General features: G+C 61.2%; 18 protein-coding genes and 1 tRNA gene. 8 read left to right on the top strand and 11 right to left on the bottom strand.

Annotation, left to right across the window (positions count from 1 at the left end):
* Positions 1 to 224, top strand: a 224-nt coding sequence (locus tag GL300_RS26520) for a hypothetical protein (RefSeq protein ID WP_211595388.1), incomplete at its 5' end; no start/stop codon positions are given.
* Positions 225 to 311: 87 nt separating this feature from the next.
* Positions 312 to 596 (top strand): hypothetical protein, encoded by a 285-nt coding sequence (locus tag GL300_RS24275; protein WP_155042260.1) that lies wholly within the window; start codon positions 312 to 314, stop codon positions 594 to 596.
* Between the two features lie 123 nt (positions 597 to 719).
* Here the strand turns inward: GL300_RS24275 and GL300_RS24270 are convergent, their stop codons facing one another.
* From GL300_RS24270 to GL300_RS24245, 6 genes are all read right to left on the bottom strand, one after another.
* Positions 720 to 1,760 (bottom strand): fatty acid desaturase, encoded by a 1,041-nt coding sequence (locus tag GL300_RS24270; RefSeq protein ID WP_155042259.1) that lies wholly within the window; start codon positions 1,758 to 1,760, stop codon positions 720 to 722.
* 795 nt (positions 1,761 to 2,555) lie between these two features.
* On the bottom strand, positions 2,556 to 2,957 hold the full coding sequence (locus GL300_RS26965; RefSeq protein WP_246195402.1) for a DUF982 domain-containing protein: 402 nt from the start codon (positions 2,955 to 2,957) through the stop codon (positions 2,556 to 2,558).
* A gap of 262 nt (positions 2,958 to 3,219) precedes the next feature.
* Positions 3,220 to 4,134 (bottom strand): hypothetical protein, encoded by a 915-nt coding sequence (locus tag GL300_RS24260; RefSeq protein ID WP_155042258.1) that lies wholly within the window; start codon positions 4,132 to 4,134, stop codon positions 3,220 to 3,222.
* A gap of 481 nt (positions 4,135 to 4,615) precedes the next feature.
* Positions 4,616 to 4,924 carry a hypothetical protein gene (locus tag GL300_RS24255; RefSeq protein ID WP_155042257.1) on the bottom strand — a complete coding sequence of 103 codons (309 nt, stop codon included), beginning with the start codon at positions 4,922 to 4,924 and terminating at the stop codon, positions 4,616 to 4,618.
* 136 nt (positions 4,925 to 5,060) lie between these two features.
* Positions 5,061 to 5,137: transfer RNA gene (locus GL300_RS24250), tRNA-Arg, on the bottom strand.
* 45 nt (positions 5,138 to 5,182) lie between these two features.
* Positions 5,183 to 5,668 carry a GNAT family N-acetyltransferase gene (locus GL300_RS24245; RefSeq protein ID WP_155042256.1) on the bottom strand — a complete coding sequence of 162 codons (486 nt, stop codon included), beginning with the start codon at positions 5,666 to 5,668 and terminating at the stop codon, positions 5,183 to 5,185.
* Positions 5,669 to 5,952: 284 nt separating this feature from the next.
* Here GL300_RS24245 and GL300_RS24240 point away from each other — a divergent pair, with 284 nt between their 5' ends.
* The 6 genes from GL300_RS24240 (at position 5,953) to GL300_RS24215 (ending at position 11,066) form a co-directional block, all read left to right on the top strand.
* On the top strand, positions 5,953 to 7,053 hold the full coding sequence (locus GL300_RS24240) for a sulfate/molybdate ABC transporter ATP-binding protein (RefSeq protein ID WP_155042255.1): 1,101 nt from the start codon (positions 5,953 to 5,955) through the stop codon (positions 7,051 to 7,053).
* Positions 7,050 to 8,048 carry a sulfate ABC transporter substrate-binding protein gene (locus GL300_RS24235; protein ID WP_155042254.1) on the top strand — a complete coding sequence of 333 codons (999 nt, stop codon included), beginning with the start codon at positions 7,050 to 7,052 and terminating at the stop codon, positions 8,046 to 8,048. The genes GL300_RS24240 and GL300_RS24235 overlap by 4 nt, the downstream gene beginning before the upstream one ends.
* Positions 8,045 to 8,887: a sulfate ABC transporter permease subunit CysT gene (cysT, locus tag GL300_RS24230; protein WP_155042253.1), complete on the top strand. Its 843-nt coding sequence runs from the start codon at positions 8,045 to 8,047 to the stop codon at positions 8,885 to 8,887. The genes GL300_RS24235 and cysT overlap by 4 nt, the downstream gene beginning before the upstream one ends.
* Positions 8,884 to 9,708, top strand: a complete 825-nt coding sequence (cysW, locus tag GL300_RS24225; RefSeq protein WP_155042252.1) for a sulfate ABC transporter permease subunit CysW — start codon at positions 8,884 to 8,886, stop codon at positions 9,706 to 9,708. Before cysT ends, cysW begins: the two co-directional genes overlap by 4 nt.
* Before the next feature lie 62 nt (positions 9,709 to 9,770).
* Complete coding sequence (locus tag GL300_RS24220; RefSeq protein WP_155042251.1) at positions 9,771 to 10,496, top strand: molecular chaperone DjiA; 726 nt, start codon at positions 9,771 to 9,773, stop codon at positions 10,494 to 10,496.
* Between the two features lie 81 nt (positions 10,497 to 10,577).
* Positions 10,578 to 11,066, top strand: coding sequence for a hypothetical protein (locus GL300_RS24215; protein ID WP_155042250.1), 489 nt, complete (start codon positions 10,578 to 10,580; stop codon positions 11,064 to 11,066).
* Here the strand turns inward: GL300_RS24215 and GL300_RS24210 are convergent.
* The 5 genes from GL300_RS24210 to GL300_RS24190 are packed head-to-tail and all read right to left on the bottom strand — an operon-like array spanning position 11,063 to position 18,067.
* Positions 11,063 to 12,280 carry a glycosyltransferase family 4 protein gene (locus tag GL300_RS24210; protein WP_155042249.1) on the bottom strand — a complete coding sequence of 406 codons (1,218 nt, stop codon included), beginning with the start codon at positions 12,278 to 12,280 and terminating at the stop codon, positions 11,063 to 11,065. The genes GL300_RS24215 and GL300_RS24210 overlap by 4 nt on opposite strands.
* Positions 12,280 to 13,872: an ABC transporter ATP-binding protein gene (locus GL300_RS24205; protein ID WP_155042248.1), complete on the bottom strand. Its 1,593-nt coding sequence runs from the start codon at positions 13,870 to 13,872 to the stop codon at positions 12,280 to 12,282. The genes GL300_RS24210 and GL300_RS24205 overlap by 1 nt, the downstream gene beginning before the upstream one ends.
* Positions 13,869 to 14,975 carry an ABC transporter permease gene (locus tag GL300_RS24200; RefSeq protein WP_155042247.1) on the bottom strand — a complete coding sequence of 369 codons (1,107 nt, stop codon included), beginning with the start codon at positions 14,973 to 14,975 and terminating at the stop codon, positions 13,869 to 13,871. The genes GL300_RS24205 and GL300_RS24200 overlap by 4 nt, the downstream gene beginning before the upstream one ends.
* Positions 14,975 to 16,120, bottom strand: coding sequence for a microcin C ABC transporter permease YejB (locus GL300_RS24195; RefSeq protein ID WP_155042246.1), 1,146 nt, complete (start codon positions 16,118 to 16,120; stop codon positions 14,975 to 14,977). The genes GL300_RS24200 and GL300_RS24195 overlap by 1 nt, the downstream gene beginning before the upstream one ends.
* A 36-nt stretch (positions 16,121 to 16,156) precedes the next feature.
* Positions 16,157 to 18,067 carry an extracellular solute-binding protein gene (locus tag GL300_RS24190; protein WP_155042245.1) on the bottom strand — a complete coding sequence of 637 codons (1,911 nt, stop codon included), beginning with the start codon at positions 18,065 to 18,067 and terminating at the stop codon, positions 16,157 to 16,159.
* Positions 18,068 to 18,134: the final 67 nt, after the last annotated feature.

Raw genomic sequence — 18,134 nt, 5'->3', positions numbered from 1 at the left:
ACCGTAAGGCGGGTGCGCCCGGGGTCGGGCCACAACCCCCTCAGGGGATCGGGGTTCCATGGTGCCGAATCTTCGCGAGGCCGGAACAAACCCTTCGTTCAGCGGTTTTCAGCGGGGCTTTACGGCTGATTTTCCGCTGTGATGAGGTTGCTAACATCACCGAAAACCTTCAGATTCCTGCAATCGCGAATGGGCTGCAATTTGAGGAACACCGCGATTTTTAGGGACGTTATTGGCGTGCCTAGAGTCTGGCTTGGCTATGGCCTTGCCCTTTGCGCTTCTTGGACTGACTGGCAGCGGCAGCGCTAAATATGCAGGAGATGCGCTTTCCCGGGACCGCGGCCGAAATACCCCGTATCGCGCGCTGGGAGGAATGGGACGAGACCCGGATCACATTCGGCAAGGGGAGAAACACAGGCTTCGCAATTGACCGCATTCAGCCGGACCCCGAGGAAAGCAGCCTAGGCTACCCGACGCATGTGATGAGATTTACTGTACAAGCCGCGACCCCGAGCAAGGTCCGCATCTCGACCCGACCGATGCATTTCGGCTGGACGAGTGCCTTGATGGCGAAAATGGAAGCGTTCGCATCCTAGTTCTACCATAGGCGAGAAATGGATTCCGTCGTCAGGGGCGTCGCCATTCATACGATACTACTGATCATCACGCTGCTTTCGGGACGCTGAACGCTTGCCCAAGCCGAGACCCGGTGACCAGCATCAAACCCGACCATATCTCGCGCGCGCCTCTGTGAAGGAGACCAGTTTACCCTCGATTTCATCCCACAGATGCAGCCGCGCGGTCGTCAAGCTTTCTCCGATGGTCAGGCGTTGCGCCTCTGCCAGTTCTCGGTGATCCCTGAGCACTTCGGGCAGCCGGTAGAACGGGATCCGGGAATACAGGTGATGCACATGGTGGATGCCGATATTTCCGGAAAGCCAGCGCAACGGCTGCGGCAGGACATAATGTGAACTGCCTTCCAGCGCCGCGTGATGGAGCTGCCAGTTTTCGCCCCGCGACCAATGGGTCTCTTCGAACTGGTGCTGGACATAGAACAGCCACACGCCGATCGTCGCTGCAACGATCGAGGTGGGCAGGAAGACCAGCAGCACCGGCATCAGCCCGCCGAACCAGGCGATCAGCGCAAGCGCAATCCCGATCATCGCATTGGTGCCCATAGCCGAGGCCCAGTAGCGCCAGCCGGATTTCATCAGCCCGATCGGCAGCCGGTTCTGAAGGATGAACAGATAGCTTGGTCCCAGCACGAACAGGACCAGCGGATGGCGATAAAGCCGGTACATAAAGCGACCGAAGATCGAGCGTGCCCGGTACTCATTGATCGTCAGCGTCAGCACATCGCCGATCCCCCGCTGATCGAGGTCGCCATGATGCGCGTGATGGATGGAATGCGTCCGCTTCCAGACAGCATAGGGCGTCAGTGTCAGAACCCCGAGGCTGCGACCGATCCAGTCCTGCGCGGTTCTGTTGGCAAGAAACGAGCCATGTCCGCAATCATGCTGGATGATAAAAATCCTGACGAGGAATGTCCCGTTGAACAGCGCCACGGCAAGTGCCAGCCAAGCGTTCACTGACAGCAAAAGCCATGCCAGCGTCCAGAGCGCGAAAAACGGCACCAGCGTTACTGCCAGCTCAAATAGGCTGCGCGCCGTCGTCGGTTCGCGATACCGCGCCAGAACGCTGAGCCAGGCGCGCGCGTTGCGGGAGGGCGCCGAATCGGGCTGGCCGGTCTGATCTGTCATCTGTGCCTGTTCATCCTCTTCCGACAAAATGCCAGAGAGTTCCGCAACCTCGGCAAAAGCCATTGAGGCAGCGGTTTGTTCAGGCCCCTTGCGGTTAGCTTGCAGAAGTGGGGTTTTCAACCACGAATGCGTTGTCACGCGCTCATGCCGACGAACAGATTGACGCGGCGGCAGTGTTCGCGGCTTAACTCAGCAGAAATTCCGGCATGATCAAAGGTGAGCAGTTCTGCCTACACCATGATCAAGACATTGAGGGTATGCTGCGCCGACGCGGAATTGCAGTTCCGGAGGTTTCTCTTGAGGAGTCTGGGTGGCGGCAATAGATCGTCGTTGATCGAGCGGCCTGCGTGATCGACAAGGGCCGCCGACACGGGCGGGCCATAGTTGCGAACCTTTGCGGGTACTTATACCTCGCGCAGCAAATGCCTGTTTCTTCGAAATGGTCGAGCCATGGCCGTGTTGCGCCGCGTTCCGAAACATCCGCTCATATCGCGTGCAGCGAGGCCAGCGTCTCGAATTTGGTAAGGGCGTGATGACAGCAAGCCGTGGGGCAGCATCATTGATGCGACCGGCAAGGCAAATCACCCGCCAGACTGTCGATCGTCCTGCCGGGCTATGAATGCCGCCGGCCCTTGCTCGGACCAAGGGCGTTGTTCAGAGATGGGCGGACTGGAGTACGCGCAGGCCTTGCATGGCGAAGTGAGTGCCGAAAACAAGTAGGAGGACGGAATATCCGCCCTCCTCGTCAATGTTCATCCTCCAAATCGGGAAAGGCCTCTGCCTTGCCCGTGGACGTCAGGCCAGGTCGGCCGTCCGGAAACCAGCGGACTGTGCCGCGTTTTCAAAGGCCTTCCGAGCGACCTGCACCGGCAGCATGCATTCCATGGCGCTTTCGACCGCCGCGAGAGCGCGCTGGCGGGCATCATCTACAACCGGCCAGCGCTTCCGCAGCCAGTATTTCGCCTGTTCGATGGTCGAGATCTTCTGTGTGTCACCGCTCTCAGTGACGACGAGTGTCAGGGGTTTGCCCCAGCTTATTTCTATCATGGATAGGAAATGGTGACCAAAGCCCTCGAACACAAGGGCGCGATGATCACGATCCGTTCCAACCTGGTTCAGGCGGCACGGAGGGAACCGGGGCCAGGCTTCCACTCGGGGAGGATCGAGTGGATAAGAACGGAAGGGTCGCCGGATCATGCAATAGTTCGGCTATGACTACACCTGTAGCCATGAAACAGATCACCACCACCAAAGAAGCCCTGAAAGCCTTTACGCGGATACCGACCCGGCATCGCAAACGAACAACGTGAAAGCACTGAAAGGCCGCGAGGGCATCCGGCTTCGGGTTGGTGACTGGCACGTCGATCTGGCGTCCGAGTGCAAGCGCGTGAAATGAGAAGCGCCCGCGAGGCGTTTTCTCCGGGCGCGATAAGTCATTCGAAACTTAGCAAGGGCAGCGTTATGCATTTATCGGACTTCTGTCCGCCCGCCGGATCAGATCATTGCGAAGCTCAGGTATACCGCCGTTGATGTTGCGCGCGCTGTAATCTGCAACATCGTATGCTTTGCCGTCCGCACCATAGAGGGTAATCGATCCGTCCGCCGCTACATCCATGATCTTGCCCAACGTGCCGTGGCTAATGCTGAAACCCGTGAACGCGAACTCATAGGCCGGTTTGGTCACGCTGGCTGAAACGAAGCTGAACAGATTGGCCAACGAGGCGGCGTTTCTCTCCATGTATAGCATATCACCCACAATGGCACTTGTGCCGTGGGCATCTGCAGCCTCCATCGCATCCCAACTGCCAAATAGCCTACCACCTCGTGTAATGCCGTAGAGTTGGCCCGAAGCGTCTAGCATGGTGTCGCTATTCGCTTCTATTTCGAGCTTTGCGTTAACTACCCTGTTTATCGTTTCAAAAAGCGCTTTCCCGAAGTGATACGCATAAGCCATGGCATCCGACCGCGCCGGGAAATTCGCATCACGCTGCGGCGCGGTCATACCCATCGCCGCTTCGTATGCGGGCACGAAGCTTCCCTCGAACTCCAGCCAAGTATCGCTCCGTTGTTGAAAATGGACCTTGCCGCCCATGGTCTGAACAATTTCAGCATCGAATAGACCAACCTCGCCTGATAGAAGCTCGCTCATGGCCTCGGATCTCCTGTCGCCCAACGCCAGAATCATTCTGAACTCAGGATCGTCGAGTTCATCATAGGTGTCAGATGACTGCTTCTGCAGCGTGGTTATTGCGGAAACCCCCTCCACGGCAGTCAGACCCGCCACGTTCGAAGTCACTTGCGAGGTCAGGCTGCCAGACGTGGGTCCGTCGTTCCTCAATAACGCAAGCGCAATAACAGTGGACGAGATATGCATTGCAGCACCAAATGAGTTATGATTAAATTATAAGTTATTACGATAATCCGATCGTATCTCCAAATATATTTTACGTATAATTCTCGGAAACTCGATCGGCCGGAATGTTATTGTTGATAATTGCACTGAAATATCCAGAAGAACGGCTAGACTTTTTTTAATTGTAATTTCAATGAAAGGACTGGCCTGGGCCGATAAGATAAATATTAACGGAACCCGAAGGGCGCATCGCAGCGGGAGCCAGAAGTTAGCTCTTTGCTCGAATACGCCTACCTGCGCGGGGACATACAGGAGCGACATAGAGCCATGATGCCGGTTGGTCGGACTTCCCACTAGACAATTCGGACCCTACTTTGATCGATCTTGGCTTCTCTAACGTGCTGAGCGAGGATCGCCCTGCGGCTCTCGTCGTTGATGCGGGGCTTGGGGCTTCCATCAGTGCGGCGAAAGCAGCTTTCGCGATCTCGGCATTGCGCATGCCTCAGCGATCTTGATCCGGTGCCCAGCCTTCCAGCCCGTCCATAGGGCCGAAGAAGGGCCGCGCCACCGTGCCGATAAACCACACCGCACGAGCCGCTCTGTTGCAGGTGAAAGAAGTGGCGCTGTCGCCTTTTACTACCGAACGCACCGGGCGACGGATGGAGAGCATCAGCACGGGATTCAATGCTGCTGTGACGCGGGCCGGAATAGCACGCGGCACGATCTGCGCCGCGCTGCCGGGCGGTTCATGGTCGAAGCCGCGATGCCGATTGAGGGAAACCCAGTTCCTCGGGCATACGAACCCGAACATTACGTGCTCTGTCTATGCTCAATTCAGCCCCTCGTACCTGCGTGGCGCAGCAGGTTCGCTTGAGTTCAGTGGACTGCGTTTGGTTCATCGAACCAAAAAGACAAGACCAAAATACAGGCTAATCGATTGACTTATTTGGCGGACCCGGGAGGGCTCGAACCCCCAACCTTGGACTTAGAAGGTCCCTGCTCTATCCAGTTGAGCTACGGGTCCGCATCGGGCGCTTTCATCGCAAAGCTTCGCGCCCTTTTCAACCGCTCAATCTGCTTTTGTCAGATCCAGCGTCATGAAGACACTGTAGGGATCAAGGCGGTAATCCGCAAAGGGGCCACATTCGACGAAACCAGCGCGCTCATACAGCTTGCGGGCGGGCAGGAACATCTCCTGCGTGCCGGTCTCAAGGCTGAGGCGCGCGTAGCCGCGGGCTTGGGCGCTGTCGATCATGCGATCGACCAGCAGACGGGCCAGACCGCGGCCGCGCTCCTCGGTCAATACGTGCATCGACTTGACCTCGCCATGGCCGTCCTTGATGCGCTTGATCGCACCCATGCCGACGGGGCGACCACCATCGCGCAGCACGAAGAAATCGATATCCGGATGCACAAGAGTCTCGCGCGGCATCATGTGGATCGATTCAGGCGGCGTATCGGCATGCATGTCCTGCGTGTGACGTTGGAACAGCAGTTCCAGATCCTCGGTCAACGGGCTTTCCAGCGCCAGAATCAGCTCATCCTGCATGGTCATCGCAATTCCCCAGTCTTTACGCCGCAGCCATAGCAGAGGCAAAATCGCGACTAAAGCCCAATTGCCGTATGGCACGGCCATGGTGCAGAAAAATAAGGATAACTGCCGCGATAGCCGCCCCGATGCCCGAAGAATATCCCCGCCGCTTGTGCCGGGATGGAAAAGCGGTCCGCCCTGCGGATGGCAGCGGGAAATCCTTCGCCACAGCCCGGCGCATCAGGCAGAACCTGAACTTGCCGGTTCAGCAACGCGGCGATACCTCTGGCCGGAACGCGGAGATGTGCATGTCGATCACCATCGAGAACATGACCAAAAGCTTTGGCAGCACCGCGGTGTTGCGCGGGATCGATCTGACCGTCGAAAGCGGTGAGCTGGTGGCGTTGCTGGGGCCGTCAGGCTCGGGCAAGACGACGTTGCTGAAGATCGTCGCCGGGCTGGAATGGCCGAATTCCGGTGGGTTGAACGTGAACGGTCAGGACTGGCTGGGTCTGGCTGCACAAGATCGCCGCATCGGCTTTGTCTTTCAGCATTACGCGCTGTTCCCGCATATGACGGTGCGCGACAACATTGCCTTCGGCCTGACCGTGCGCCCCCGCGCCGAGCGTCCCGGCAAGTCGGTCATCGCCGCCAAGGTCGAGGAACTGCTGCATTTCCTGCAGATCGCGCATCTGGGCGACCGCTATCCGGCGCAGCTTTCGGGCGGGCAACGACAGCGGGTCGCGCTTGGCCGGGCGCTGGCGATCCAACCCACGGTGCTGCTGTTGGATGAACCCTTCGGCGCGCTGGATGCCGCCGTCCGCCGTGACCTTCGCGCCTGGCTGCGCCGTGTGCATGAGGAAACCGGCTCGACCACGATCTTTGTCACCCACGATCAGGAAGAAGCCTTTGAACTGGCCGACCGCGTCGTCGTCATGGGCGAGGGCCGGATCGAGCAGATCGGCAATGCCGACCAGATCCACGACCACCCCGCCAGTCCCTTTGTCGCCCGCTTCATGGGCGCGACGATCGAGCTGCCGGTGGTGCTCAGCGCAGGCCGCGCCGAAGCGCCGGGCCTTGATGCCGGGCGCCTGCCCCGCCGCGCCTTGCCCGACGGTCCGGCGACGCTGTTCCTGCGCCCCGCCGACATTACCCCCGTGGCCGATCCTTCCGGCCGCTGGCAGGTCAGCCGCTGCACCAGCAATGGCGCGATCCTGCGGCTGGAGCTGACGGACGGCGCGCAGACCATCCCCGTCGACCTGCCCCGCCGCGCCCTCGAGGCGAAGGGGCTTGAGCGTGGCGCGCGGGTCATCCTGCGTCCCGAGACTGCCGCCATTTTTCCCGGCCCGCGCCCCAGTCAGGCCGCGTCCGCCGCCACCGAATTGCCCCGCAAGGAGAAAGCCCAATGATGACTTCGAAATTGCGCCTTGCCGCGCTGGCCTTGCTGCTGGGTTCGACCCCGGCACTGGCTCAGGACAAGATCCTGAACGTCAGCTATGACGTCGCCCGTGAATTGTTCGAGGCGTTGAACCCGGAATTCCAGGCCTATTGGAAAGCCAAGTCCGGTAAGGACGTGACCATCGACCAAAGCCATGGCGGCTCGTCGAAGCAGGCGCGCGCGATCCTTGAAGGGCTTCCGGCCGATGTCGTGACCTTCAATCAGGAAACCGACGTGGACGTTCTGGCCAAGAACGGTCTGGTCGCGGAAAACTGGCGCGAAGCCCTGCCGAACGGTGCCTCGCCCTATTACTCGCTACCGGCTTTCCTTGTCCGCAAGGGCAACCCCAAGGGCATCAAGGACTGGTCGGATCTGGCGCGCGATGACGTGCAGTCGATCCTGCCCAACCCCAAGACCAGCGGCAACGGGCGCTACACCTATCTGGCAGCCTATGCCTATGCGCTGCAGCAGAATGACGGCGATCAGGCCAAGGCGCAGGAATTCGTCGCCAAGATCTTTGCCAATGTCCCGGTCTTTGACACTGGCGGGCGCGCCGCGACCCAGACCTTCGCCGAGCGCAACATGGGCGACGTGCTGATCACCTTCGAGGCCGAGACGCAGGGCATCGCCAAGCAATATGCCGATCAGGGCTTTGAATCCGTGACCCCCGCGACCAGCCTTTTCGCCGCCTTCCCGGTCGCCGTCGTGACCGAGAATGCCGAAAAGAACGGCTCGCTTGAGGTTTCGACCGAATACCTGAAATGGCTCTACACGCCCGAGGCGCAGGACACCCTGGCCGAGAACCACTACCGCACGACCGACAAGGATGTGGCCGCGAAACACGCCGCCGAATTCCCCGAGGTCAAGCTGCTGACCGTTGAGGACGTCTTTGGTGGCTGGGACAAAATCCAGTCCGAGCATCTGGCCGATGGCGGCATCCTCGACAAGGTCTTCGTCAACAAATGACGGCAACGGCCATCAAGCCGAAACGCGTTTTGCCGGGGTTCTCATTGAGCCTCGGCACGACGCTGCTTTACGTGGCGCTGGTCATCCTGATCCCGGTCATTGCGTTGATCCTGAAGGGAGCGCAGATCGGGCCGGCGCAGTTCTGGGCCATCGTCACCTCGCCCCGGACGCTGTCGGCGCTGCGGGTGACGGTGACGGCGGCGGCCATCGCCACCGTCTTCAACGCCTTTTACGGGCTGCTGATGGCATGGGTGCTGACGCGCTACGATTTCCCTGGCAAGCGTATCCTTGACGCGCTGATGGACGTGCCTTTTGCACTGCCGACAGCGGTGGCAGGAATTTCGCTGACCGCGCTTTATTCCGCGAATGGCTGGTTTGGTGCGCCCTTGGCGAGTGCGGGTATTCAGCTGGTCTATACGCTGGCTGGCGTCACCATTGCGATGGCCTTCACCTCGATCCCATTCGTGGTGCGTGCGATCCAGCCGGTTCTTGAAGACCTTGATCCGGCGCTGGAACAGGCGGCGATGACGCTGGGGGCAAGCCCTTGGCAGATTTTTCGCCGCGTTGTCCTGCCCGCAATCTTTCCTGCATGGCTGGCCGGATCGACGGTGGCCTTTGCCCGGTCCTTGGGTGAATTCGGCGCAGTCGTCTTCATCGCCGGCAACCTGCCCTTCAAGACCGAGATTGCAGCCCTTCTGGCCTATATCCGGCTTGAGGAATACGATTATCAGGGCGCTGCCGCCATCGCGCTGGTCCTGCTGGCCTTTGCGCTGGTGTTGCTGATCCTGTCGAACTGGCTGCAATTCCGCGCCGCCCGCCATCTGGAGTCCAAGGGATGAGCGCGACCGATCTGACCCATGCTCCGGGCCAAAGCCGAAGCGTGCCGCGCCTGCTGATCGCGCTGGCATTTGTGCTGACGGCGATATTCGTCGTGGCGCCCTTGGCCTTCATCTTCTGGCGCGCGCTGGCCGAGGGTTGGGGCGCTTACGTCGCGAATATCACCGACCCAATGACACTGCATGCGATCTTGCTGACCAGCTTGGTCGCGGTGATCGTCGTGCCGGTCAACATCGCTTTCGGCATCGCCGCCGCATGGGCCATCGCCCGCTTCCGCTTTCCGGGCCGCAAACTGCTGATGACCATGATCGAGATCCCCTTCTCGATCTCGCCCATCATCGCGGGGATCTGCTACCTGCTTCTTTACGGTCGCCAAGGGCTGCTGGGACCGTTTCTGGCCCAGCACGACCTGAAGGTCATGTTCGCGTTGCCCGGCATCGTCCTTGTAACCATGTTCGTCACCGCCCCCTTTGTCGCGCGCGAGGTGCTGCCCTTGATGCAGGCGCAAGGGTCCGAGCAGGAAGAGGCCGCCGTGACCTTGGGTGCCAAAGGCTGGCAGGTGTTTTCGCGGGTAACTTTGCCCAATATCCGCTGGGCGCTGCTTTACGGCGCGGTGCTGGCGACGGCACGCGCGGTGGGCGAATTCGGCGGGGTCTCGGTGGTGTCAGGCTCAATCCGCGGGCAGACCAACACCCTGCCCTTGCAGATTGAATTGATGTTCAACGACCTGAATACCACGGGGGCATTCGCCGCCGCCTCGACGCTTACGGTGATCGCGCTGGTGGTTCTGGTGGTCAAGGCGGCGCTGGAAAGCCGCAGGTGATCGGCCGGAACCCGCGGGAATGTCAGTGGACTTGAACCCCTTCCCCGCCTAGGCTGACGGACATGGACACCATTCTGAAGGACAGGCCACAGGACTGCCCCGAACTGCCAAAGCCACGCAGCTTCTGGCAGCGCATCGCTGATCGCCTTGCCGCGATCGTCGGATCAAGCCGCGCGGCGACCCCGCCGGAAAAATCCGTGGCTTTCACCATCGCCGTAATCGCGCTTGGCGCGAAGCTGGCCAAGGCCGATGGCGCTGTCGCCCGGTCCGAGGTCGCGGCATTCCGCCGGGTCTTCATCATCCCCCGCGCCGAGGAGAAAAACGCAGCCCGCGTCTTTGACCTTGCCCGCCAGGATGTTGCCGGTTTCGACGCCTGGGCGGGTCGCATCGCCGCGATGTTTCCGCCGGGCGATCCGGTCCTGTCCGACGTGATCGAGGGGCTGTTCATCATCGCGGTTGCCGATGGCGACCTGCATGAGGCCGAGATCATCTTCATCGATGAGGTCGGGCGCATCTTTGGCCTCAGCCCGGCGCAGGTCGCGACGATCCGCGCCCGCCATGACCGTAGCAACGGTTGCCCGCCTTGCGACGTGCTGGGAATTCCGCCCGACACGCCCCTGCCCGAGGCGCGCAAGCGCTGGCGCGATCTGGTGTTTGAATCCCATCCCGACCGCGCCATTGCCCGTGGCCTGCCCCCGGAAGCGATCCGGCTGGCCGAGGCCCGCACCCGTGCCCTGAACGAGGCATGGGAGGCATTCCGCAACATGCACCAGCTTCGCCCGATCTAGACCAGCCGCGACCTGGGGCCGCACCGGGGAACCCTGACCGGGCGGCCGCAGTTTCCTGATCACCCGATCTAGGAGACTGCGATGCAAAGGCTCGCCGCAATCATTCTTGCTTCCGCGATGGTGACCGGACCGGCAATGGCCCAGACACCGTTTGAGCCACCGCCCGCCGATCAGGAACAGCCTGGCGATCTGGAAAGCGATATCGAGCACGGCCTTCAGGGCTTCATGGAAAAGCTGCTGAAGGATGTGCAGCCGCATCTGGACCAGCTTGGCCGCGACCTGAACGACACGGTGAACAGCTTTGCTCCGGTTTTGGATGAGCTGAAGGGAATGATGGACGATGTCGGCAATTACCAGACGCCCGAGCGGCTGGAAAACGGCGACATCCTGATCCGCCGCCGTGCCGATGCGCCGCCTCCGCCGCCGATCGGGAATACCCTGCGCGATTTCCTGGCCCCGAACCAGCAGCCTCCGGCCGACAGCTTACCACCCGCCCCCGAGGCCGCACCCTCGCCGGATCAGCCCGAACCCTTGCCCGATCCAGACGCCACCAACGAAATCGAGCTTTAGGCCCCGAAGCTTTCGACCCAATCGATCAGACGCGGCAGGCTGTGACTTTGCAGGTCGTAGCCGTCCACGATGGTCTGTCGGGCGGCAGCGCGCAGCCGTGCATCCTCGGGGTCGCCCGCGAGGGCGCGGATCAGCGCCTGTTCCAGCGCGCCTTGGTCAAAGAACGGCACCAGCCGCCCATTCTCTCCGTCGCGGATCAGTTCGCGCACCGGCTCGGTATCCGAGGCGACGATATGGCAGCCCGCCGCCATCGCCTCGGTCAGCGACCAGCTGAGGACGAAAGGATAGGTCAGGTAGCAATGCACCCGTGCAATCTGCAGCAGTGACAGATATTGCGGATAAGGCACGCGACCCAGAAAGTGGATGCGGCTCAGGTCCAGTTGGCCGTCAAGCTCGGCCAGCAGTTTCGCCTTCCAGCTTTCGGCATCGCGCGGCACCGTGCCGTAGCTGGCACCATCGCCACCGATCAGGACCACCTGCGCATTGGGACGGGCACGCATCACCTCGGGCAAGGCGCGCATGAAGCGGTGAAAACCGCGATAGGGTTCCAGCGAGCGCGAGACATAGCTCAGCACCTCATCCTGCGCCGTCAGCACCCGCCCGTCGGGCAGTTCCAACCGCGCATTGGGGTCGGGCCGCACCTTGCCGGTGTCGATGCCGTCATGGATCACGGTCAGCTTCTGGCGCAGTTCGGGCGGAAAGGAATCCGCCTGATAGCGGGTCGGCGCGATCCCGGCATCGGCCTGAACCAGTCCCTGGATCAGATGCGCCGAGCGCGCCAGCGTGGTCACGCGGCTTTCGTCGCTGTCGGGGGTCACTTCGGGGTCGAAGCCGACATCATGGCCGCGGGTGCGATACAGAAGTTCGGCATAGACCAGCAGCTTGGCCTCGGGCCAGATTTCGCGCAGAAACAGCGTCTCGCCCCAGCCGCTGTGACCAAAGATCAGGTCGGGCGTATAGCCATGCCGGTCCCGCAGCGCCCGGCAACCGCGCGCCGCCAGCCAGCCGCGCTCGGCATAACCGGCATAGGTCCGGGCCAGACCGCGCACCGGGTTCTCCTCGGGTGGGGATTTATAGCGCACCGTGCGGATCGGGGAAGGACGCTGGTTGCCCTCATCGGTCAGCGCCATCACCTCATGTCCGCGCGCAGCCAGAGCTGGGGCCAGATGCAGGAACTGGCCCGGAAAGTTCTGGTGGACGAACAGGATCCGCATCAGGCCTTGCTCAGGAAAGCCGCCTTGATCAGGCGCTGGGTATAGTCGCTTTGCGGGGCGGCAAAGACCTGCTCGGTACTGCCCTGTTCCACCACCTCGCCCGCGCGCATGACCATGATCTGATGCGACATGGCGCGGACCACGCGCAGATCGTGGCTGATGAACAGGAAGGCCAACCCGTGCTTGCGCTGCAACCGGCGCAGCAATTCGACGATCTGCACCTGCACCGTCATGTCCAGCGCGCTTGTCGGCTCGTCCAGCACGACCAGTTTCGGCTTCAGGATCATGGCGCGGGCGATCGCGATGCGCTGACGCTGGCCGCCACTGAACTCATGCGGGTAGCGGTGCATCGAGGCGGGGTCCAGACCGACCTCGCGCATGATCTCATCGACCATCTCACGACGGTTGCGGCCGGGTTCGACGCCGTGGACGCCAAGCCCTTCCGAGATGATCTGTTCGACCGTCATACGCGGCGAAAGGCTGCCGAACGGGTCTTGGAACACGATCTGCATGTCCCGCCGCAGGCCGCGCAGCTCGCGCCCCGAGAGTTTCGCGATATCTCGACCCATATACAGGATCGGCCCTTCGCTTTCGATCAGACGCATGATCGCCAGCGCCAGCGTGGTCTTGCCACTGCCAGATTCGCCGACGATGCCCAAAGTCTCGCCCGAGCGGACGGACAGCGTCGCGCCATTGACAGCTTTCACATGGCCGACGGTGCGGCGCAGAAAACCGCGCTTGATCGGGAACCAGATGCGCAGGTCGCGGGTCGCGATCATCTCGGTCGCATCGGATGGGATTGGATCCGCAAGACCTTTGGGTTCTGCGGCCAAGAGCATCCGGGTATATTCGTGCTGCGGATCGGCAAAGATCTGTTCAGCCGGGCCTTGCTCGACGATCTCGCCGCCTTTCATCACGCAGACCCGGTCGGCGATGCGCCGTACAAGGCCAAGGTCATGGCTGATGAACAGCATCGACAGGCCCTCGGCGGCTTTCAGTTCCGCCAGAAGCTCCATGATTTGGGCCTGAATGGTCACGTCCAAGGCCGTCGTCGGCTCGTCCGCGATCAGCAATTCGGGGCCGTTCGCCAGCGCCATCGCGATCATCACCCGCTGGCGCTGCCCGCCGGACAATTGGTGCGGGTAATCGGCCAGCCGTGTTTCAGGGTCGCGGATGCCGACGCGGTTCAAAAGCTCGATGATCCGTGCCCGTACCGCATCGCCATGCAGGTCCTGATGCAAGGTCAGGCTTTCGCCAAGCTGCCGTTCCAGCGTGTGCAGCGGGTTCAGCGAGGTCATCGGCTCTTGGAAGATGAAGCTGATATCGTTGCCGCGCACCCGGCGCAGATCGGCCTCGGACGCGCCGACCAGCTCGCGCCCCTCGTAGCGAACGGAACCGGCAAGCTGCGCGGAATCGCCCAGCAGACCCACGGTAGACAAGGCCGTGACCGATTTCCCCGATCCGGATTCGCCGACCAGCGCGACCGTCTCACCCTTGCCGACGGTGAAACTGACGCCCTTGACTGCGGGCACGATCTGCCCGTCCTGCCGAAACCCGATCCGCAGGTCTGAGACTTCAAGAACCGGCGTCATCGGAAGGTCTTTCTTGGGTCGAACGCGTCACGGATGCCCTCGAAGATGAAGACCAGAAGCGACAGCATGATGGCGAATGCGAAAAAGGCGGTGAAGCCCAGCCACGGCGCCTGCAGGTTCTGCTTGGCCTGCAAGGCCAGTTCCCCCAGCGAGGGGGCAGATGTGGGCAGCCCGTAGCCCAGATAATCCAGCGCCGCCAAGGACGAGATCGTACCGGTGACGACAAAGGGCAGCATGGTCAGCGTCGCCACCATCGCGTTGGGCAGGATATGGCGGAACATGATCTTGCGGTCACTGACGCCCAAAGCGCGGGCCGCGCGGACATATTCGAAGTTCCGCGCCCGTAGGAATTCAGCCCGGACCACCCCGACCAGCGCGGGCCAACCGAACAGGATCGAGACGAAGACCAGCAGCCAGAAGCTGCGCCCAAGGATCGCAAACAGGATGATAATCACGTAAAGAGAAGGAGTTGAACCCCATATCTCAAGCATTCGCTGGAACACCAGATCGGTGCGCCCGCCGAAATAGCCCTGCACGGCACCGGCCGAAATCCCGATGACCGAACTGACCACGGTGACGATCAGCGTGAACAGGATCGACAGCCGAAAGCCATAGATCACCCGCGCCAGCACATCGCGCGAGGTGTCGTCCGTGCCCAGCAGATGCGTGCCGTCCGGCGCACTGGGGGCAGTGCCGACATTGTTGATGGTGCGGTAGTGGAAGGGGATCGGCGGCCAGATCATCCAGCCCTTCTCGATGGCCTCGCCCGCGACCATGCCGGTCTCGCGCGCTTCCTTTTCCACTGCCTCGGGGTCGTCCCAGCATTCCTCGCGACCGCCGGTGCGGATCAGGCACTGCACGCCGGGATCAGTATAGATCGCCTCGGTCCCGAAATCGCCGCCAAAGGTGGTCTCGGGGTAGAAGCGATAGACCGGGAAGTAATAGCTGCCCTTGAAGTTGACGACGATCGGCCGGTCATTCGCGATGAGTTCGGCAAAAAGCGAGGCCACGAACAGTACGGTGAACACCACCAGCGACCAGAAGGCGCGCTTGTTGCGGCGGAAGTTCCGCAAGCGGCGGCGGTTGAGTTCGGTCATCGCCATCAGCCGGCCCTCCGCTCAAAATCAATGCGGGGATCGACAAAGACGTACATCAGGTCCGACAGGATCCCGACCAACAGCCCCAGCAGGCCAAAGACGTAAAGCGTGCCGAAGATCACCGGATAGTCGCGCTGCACGGCGGCCTCGAAGCCCAGACGCCCCAGCCCGTCCAGCGAGAAGATCGTCTCGATCAGGATGCTCGAGCCGAAGAACACGCCCAGGAACATCGCCGGGAAGCCCGCGATCACGATCAGCATCGCGTTGCGGAAGACATGGCCGTAAAGCACGCGGCCCTCGGTCAGGCCCTTGGCGCGGGCGGTCATCACATATTGCTTGTTGATCTCGTCAAGGAAGCTGTTCTTGGTCAACAGGGTCAGCGTGGCAAAGCTGGAAATCGTCGTGGCGATCACCGGCAGGGTGATGTGCCACAGGTAGTCCTTGGCCTTGCCGAACAGGCTCAGTTCCGAAAAATTGTCGCTGGTCAAACCCCTTAGCGGGAATATCTGCCAATAGCTGCCACCCGCGAACACCACCATCAGCAGCACCGCGAACAGGAAGGCCGGGATGGCATAGCCGATGATGATGGCACCAGAGGTCCAGGTGTCAAAGGGCGTGCCGTTCTTGACCGCCTTGCGGATGCCCAGCGGGATCGAGATGCAATAGGCGATCAGTGTCGACCACAAACCCAGCGTGATCGAAACCGGCATCTTTTCCAGCACCAGATCGATCACCGAAATCGAGCGGAAGAAGCTGACCCCGAAATCGAAGCGCAGGTAATTGCCCAGCATGATCATGAAGCGCTGTGCCGCGCCGATCTTTTCCTTGCTGCAATCGGGCGATTTCAGGTCAGGCTCGCCCTGATGGGCCGGGGTGCAGACGATCTTGGCAAAGCCCATCTGCACTTCAAGCTGGTCCAGAAGCTCGGGCGGAATGCCGCGAGCGCCCGCATATTCATTGGTCTGCGCCTGCTGGGTGTCACCCCCCGCGCCCGCGATATTGCGAAACGCGTCGCCCTCGCCCTGAACGCGGGCGATGACCTGCTCGATCGGGCCACCGGGGACGAATTGCGTCAGCGTGAAGTTGACCAGCATGATGCCGATCAGTGTTGGTATGATCAGCAGCAACCGCCGCAGAATATAGGCTGCCATCCTGCCCCGTCTTCTTTTCCAGCCTGATTTTCAGGCTCAGCGCAGTGCGCCGGATTGTTTCAGCTTTTCAGCCTTATCCGCGTCATACCACCAGAAATCAAGTTCACCCAGCGCATAGGCGGGCATGTTCTGGGGATGGCCGAAAATGTCGTAATAGGCCAGCGTATAGGTTGCCTTGTACCATTGCGGCACCCAGAAGCGCAGCGCCCGAAGCGAGCGGTCCAGCGCATGGATGGTGGTGTCCATCTCTTCCTGCGTGGTGGCCTCGATGCCCTTCTTGATCAGCGCGTCGATGGCTGGGTTGGCCAGCCCCATCGGGTTGAACACGTCACTGGTGTTTTCCGAACCAAAGACCTGCTCGGTCCCGCCGCTGATATAGAAGCTTTGGCCAAGGCTGTCGGTCACCATGTCGAAATCATGGCTGCGGGTGCGGTTCGTCATCTCGGCATCGTCGACGCGGGCATTGACGGCATCAATGCCAAGCGCGCGCAGGTTCTGGACGAAGGGGTTGATGATGCGGTCGAAGCTTTGGTTATCGTTCAGGATTTCCAGCTTCAGGATCTCATTTTTCGAGTTGCGGCGCAGCCCGTCCGCACCGACCTTCCAGCCTGCATCGTCCAGCAGTTTCGATGCCTTGCGCAGATTGCCCCGATCCAGCTGGATCTTGCCCGAGACCGGCTGCATCACCGCGTCATCGGTCAGCACGCTGGGCGGCAGGTCCTTGGCCAAGGGCTGAAGCAGCGCCAGTTCAGCCTCGGAGGGCTTGCCGGTCGCGGCAAGATCGCTGTTGTCCCAGAAGGAGTTGACCCGCGTGTTCAGCCCATAGAACAACGTCTCGTTCGACCATTCGAAGTTGAAGACCAACCCGATGGCCTCACGCACGCGGACGTCCTGAAACTTGGGACGGCGCAGGTTGAATACCCATGCCTGTCCGGTGGCGATGTCGCCGCGCGGCAGGACCTCTTGCTTGACCGTGCCGTTTTTCAGCGCCGGGAAATCATAGCGCGTCGCCCAGTGGATCGACGACACCTCGTTGCGGAAGGTATAGACGCCCGCCTTGAACGCCTCAAAGGCGCTGTCGTAATCGCCGAAATATTCCAGCCGGATCTTGTCGAAATTGTGCCGCCCGACATTGATCGGCAGATCCTTGCCCCAATAATCCGGGTTGCGCTTCACCGTCATCGAACGGCCCATTTCGGCCGAATCAAAGACATAGGGGCCCGAGCCCAGATAGGGCTTGTCGGTGGATTGTTCGATGTCGCGCTTGTTCTTGAGGAAATCCTCACGCGAGAAGACGATCTGGCTGCCGACCTGCTGGATCACGTCGCGGCGTGGATAGCCCTGCTGGAAGATGAACTTGATCGTCTGCGGGTCGATCACCTCGGCCTTGGCGACCATCTTGGCAATGCCGGTGCGATAAGACGACAGCCCCTTGTCGCGCAACAGTTCGAACGAGAACAGCACGTCATGCGCGGTCAGTGGCGTCCCGTCCGAGAACTTCGCATCGGGGCGCAGATGGAAGATCACCCAGTCGCGGCTTTCGGGATATTCGATGGTCTCGCAGATCAGACAATAGGACGAGCCGCGCTCATCCAGCGCGTCCTCCATCAGCCGTTCCAGCATGATGACCGACAACGATCCTGCTCGGCCGCGATGGGTAAAGGGGTTGTAGCTGTCAAAGCCCCCCATCGCCCATTCCGAAATTTCGCCGCCCTTAGGCGCGTCCGGGTTCACATAGCGCAGATGCTTGTAATCCTCGGGCAGTTCGGGTGCGCCAAAGGTCGAAATCCCGTGCGAGGTAATGGTCTTCGCCTGCGCAGGCTGGGCTGCGGCTGCGGCTGCGGCTGCGGGCGTTGGCGATGGCTGCTGTTCCTGCGCCAGGGCGAAGCCGGGAACCAGCGCCAGAAGCGCAACCATCGGGGCATGTCGCAGCATGTGCATCGTCATCGGGAATTGGTGATCCTTTGGGCTAGTCTGCTCCGGCCGGGGCCGGCTTGCCCGACAGGCTATCAGC

The sequence above is a fragment of the Paracoccus litorisediminis genome (assembly GCF_009711205.1).
Taxonomy (GTDB): Bacteria; Pseudomonadota; Alphaproteobacteria; order Rhodobacterales; family Rhodobacteraceae; genus Paracoccus; species Paracoccus litorisediminis.
The sequence above is the reverse complement of the archived record's forward strand: the minus strand, read 5'-3'. Positions and strand labels throughout refer to the sequence as shown.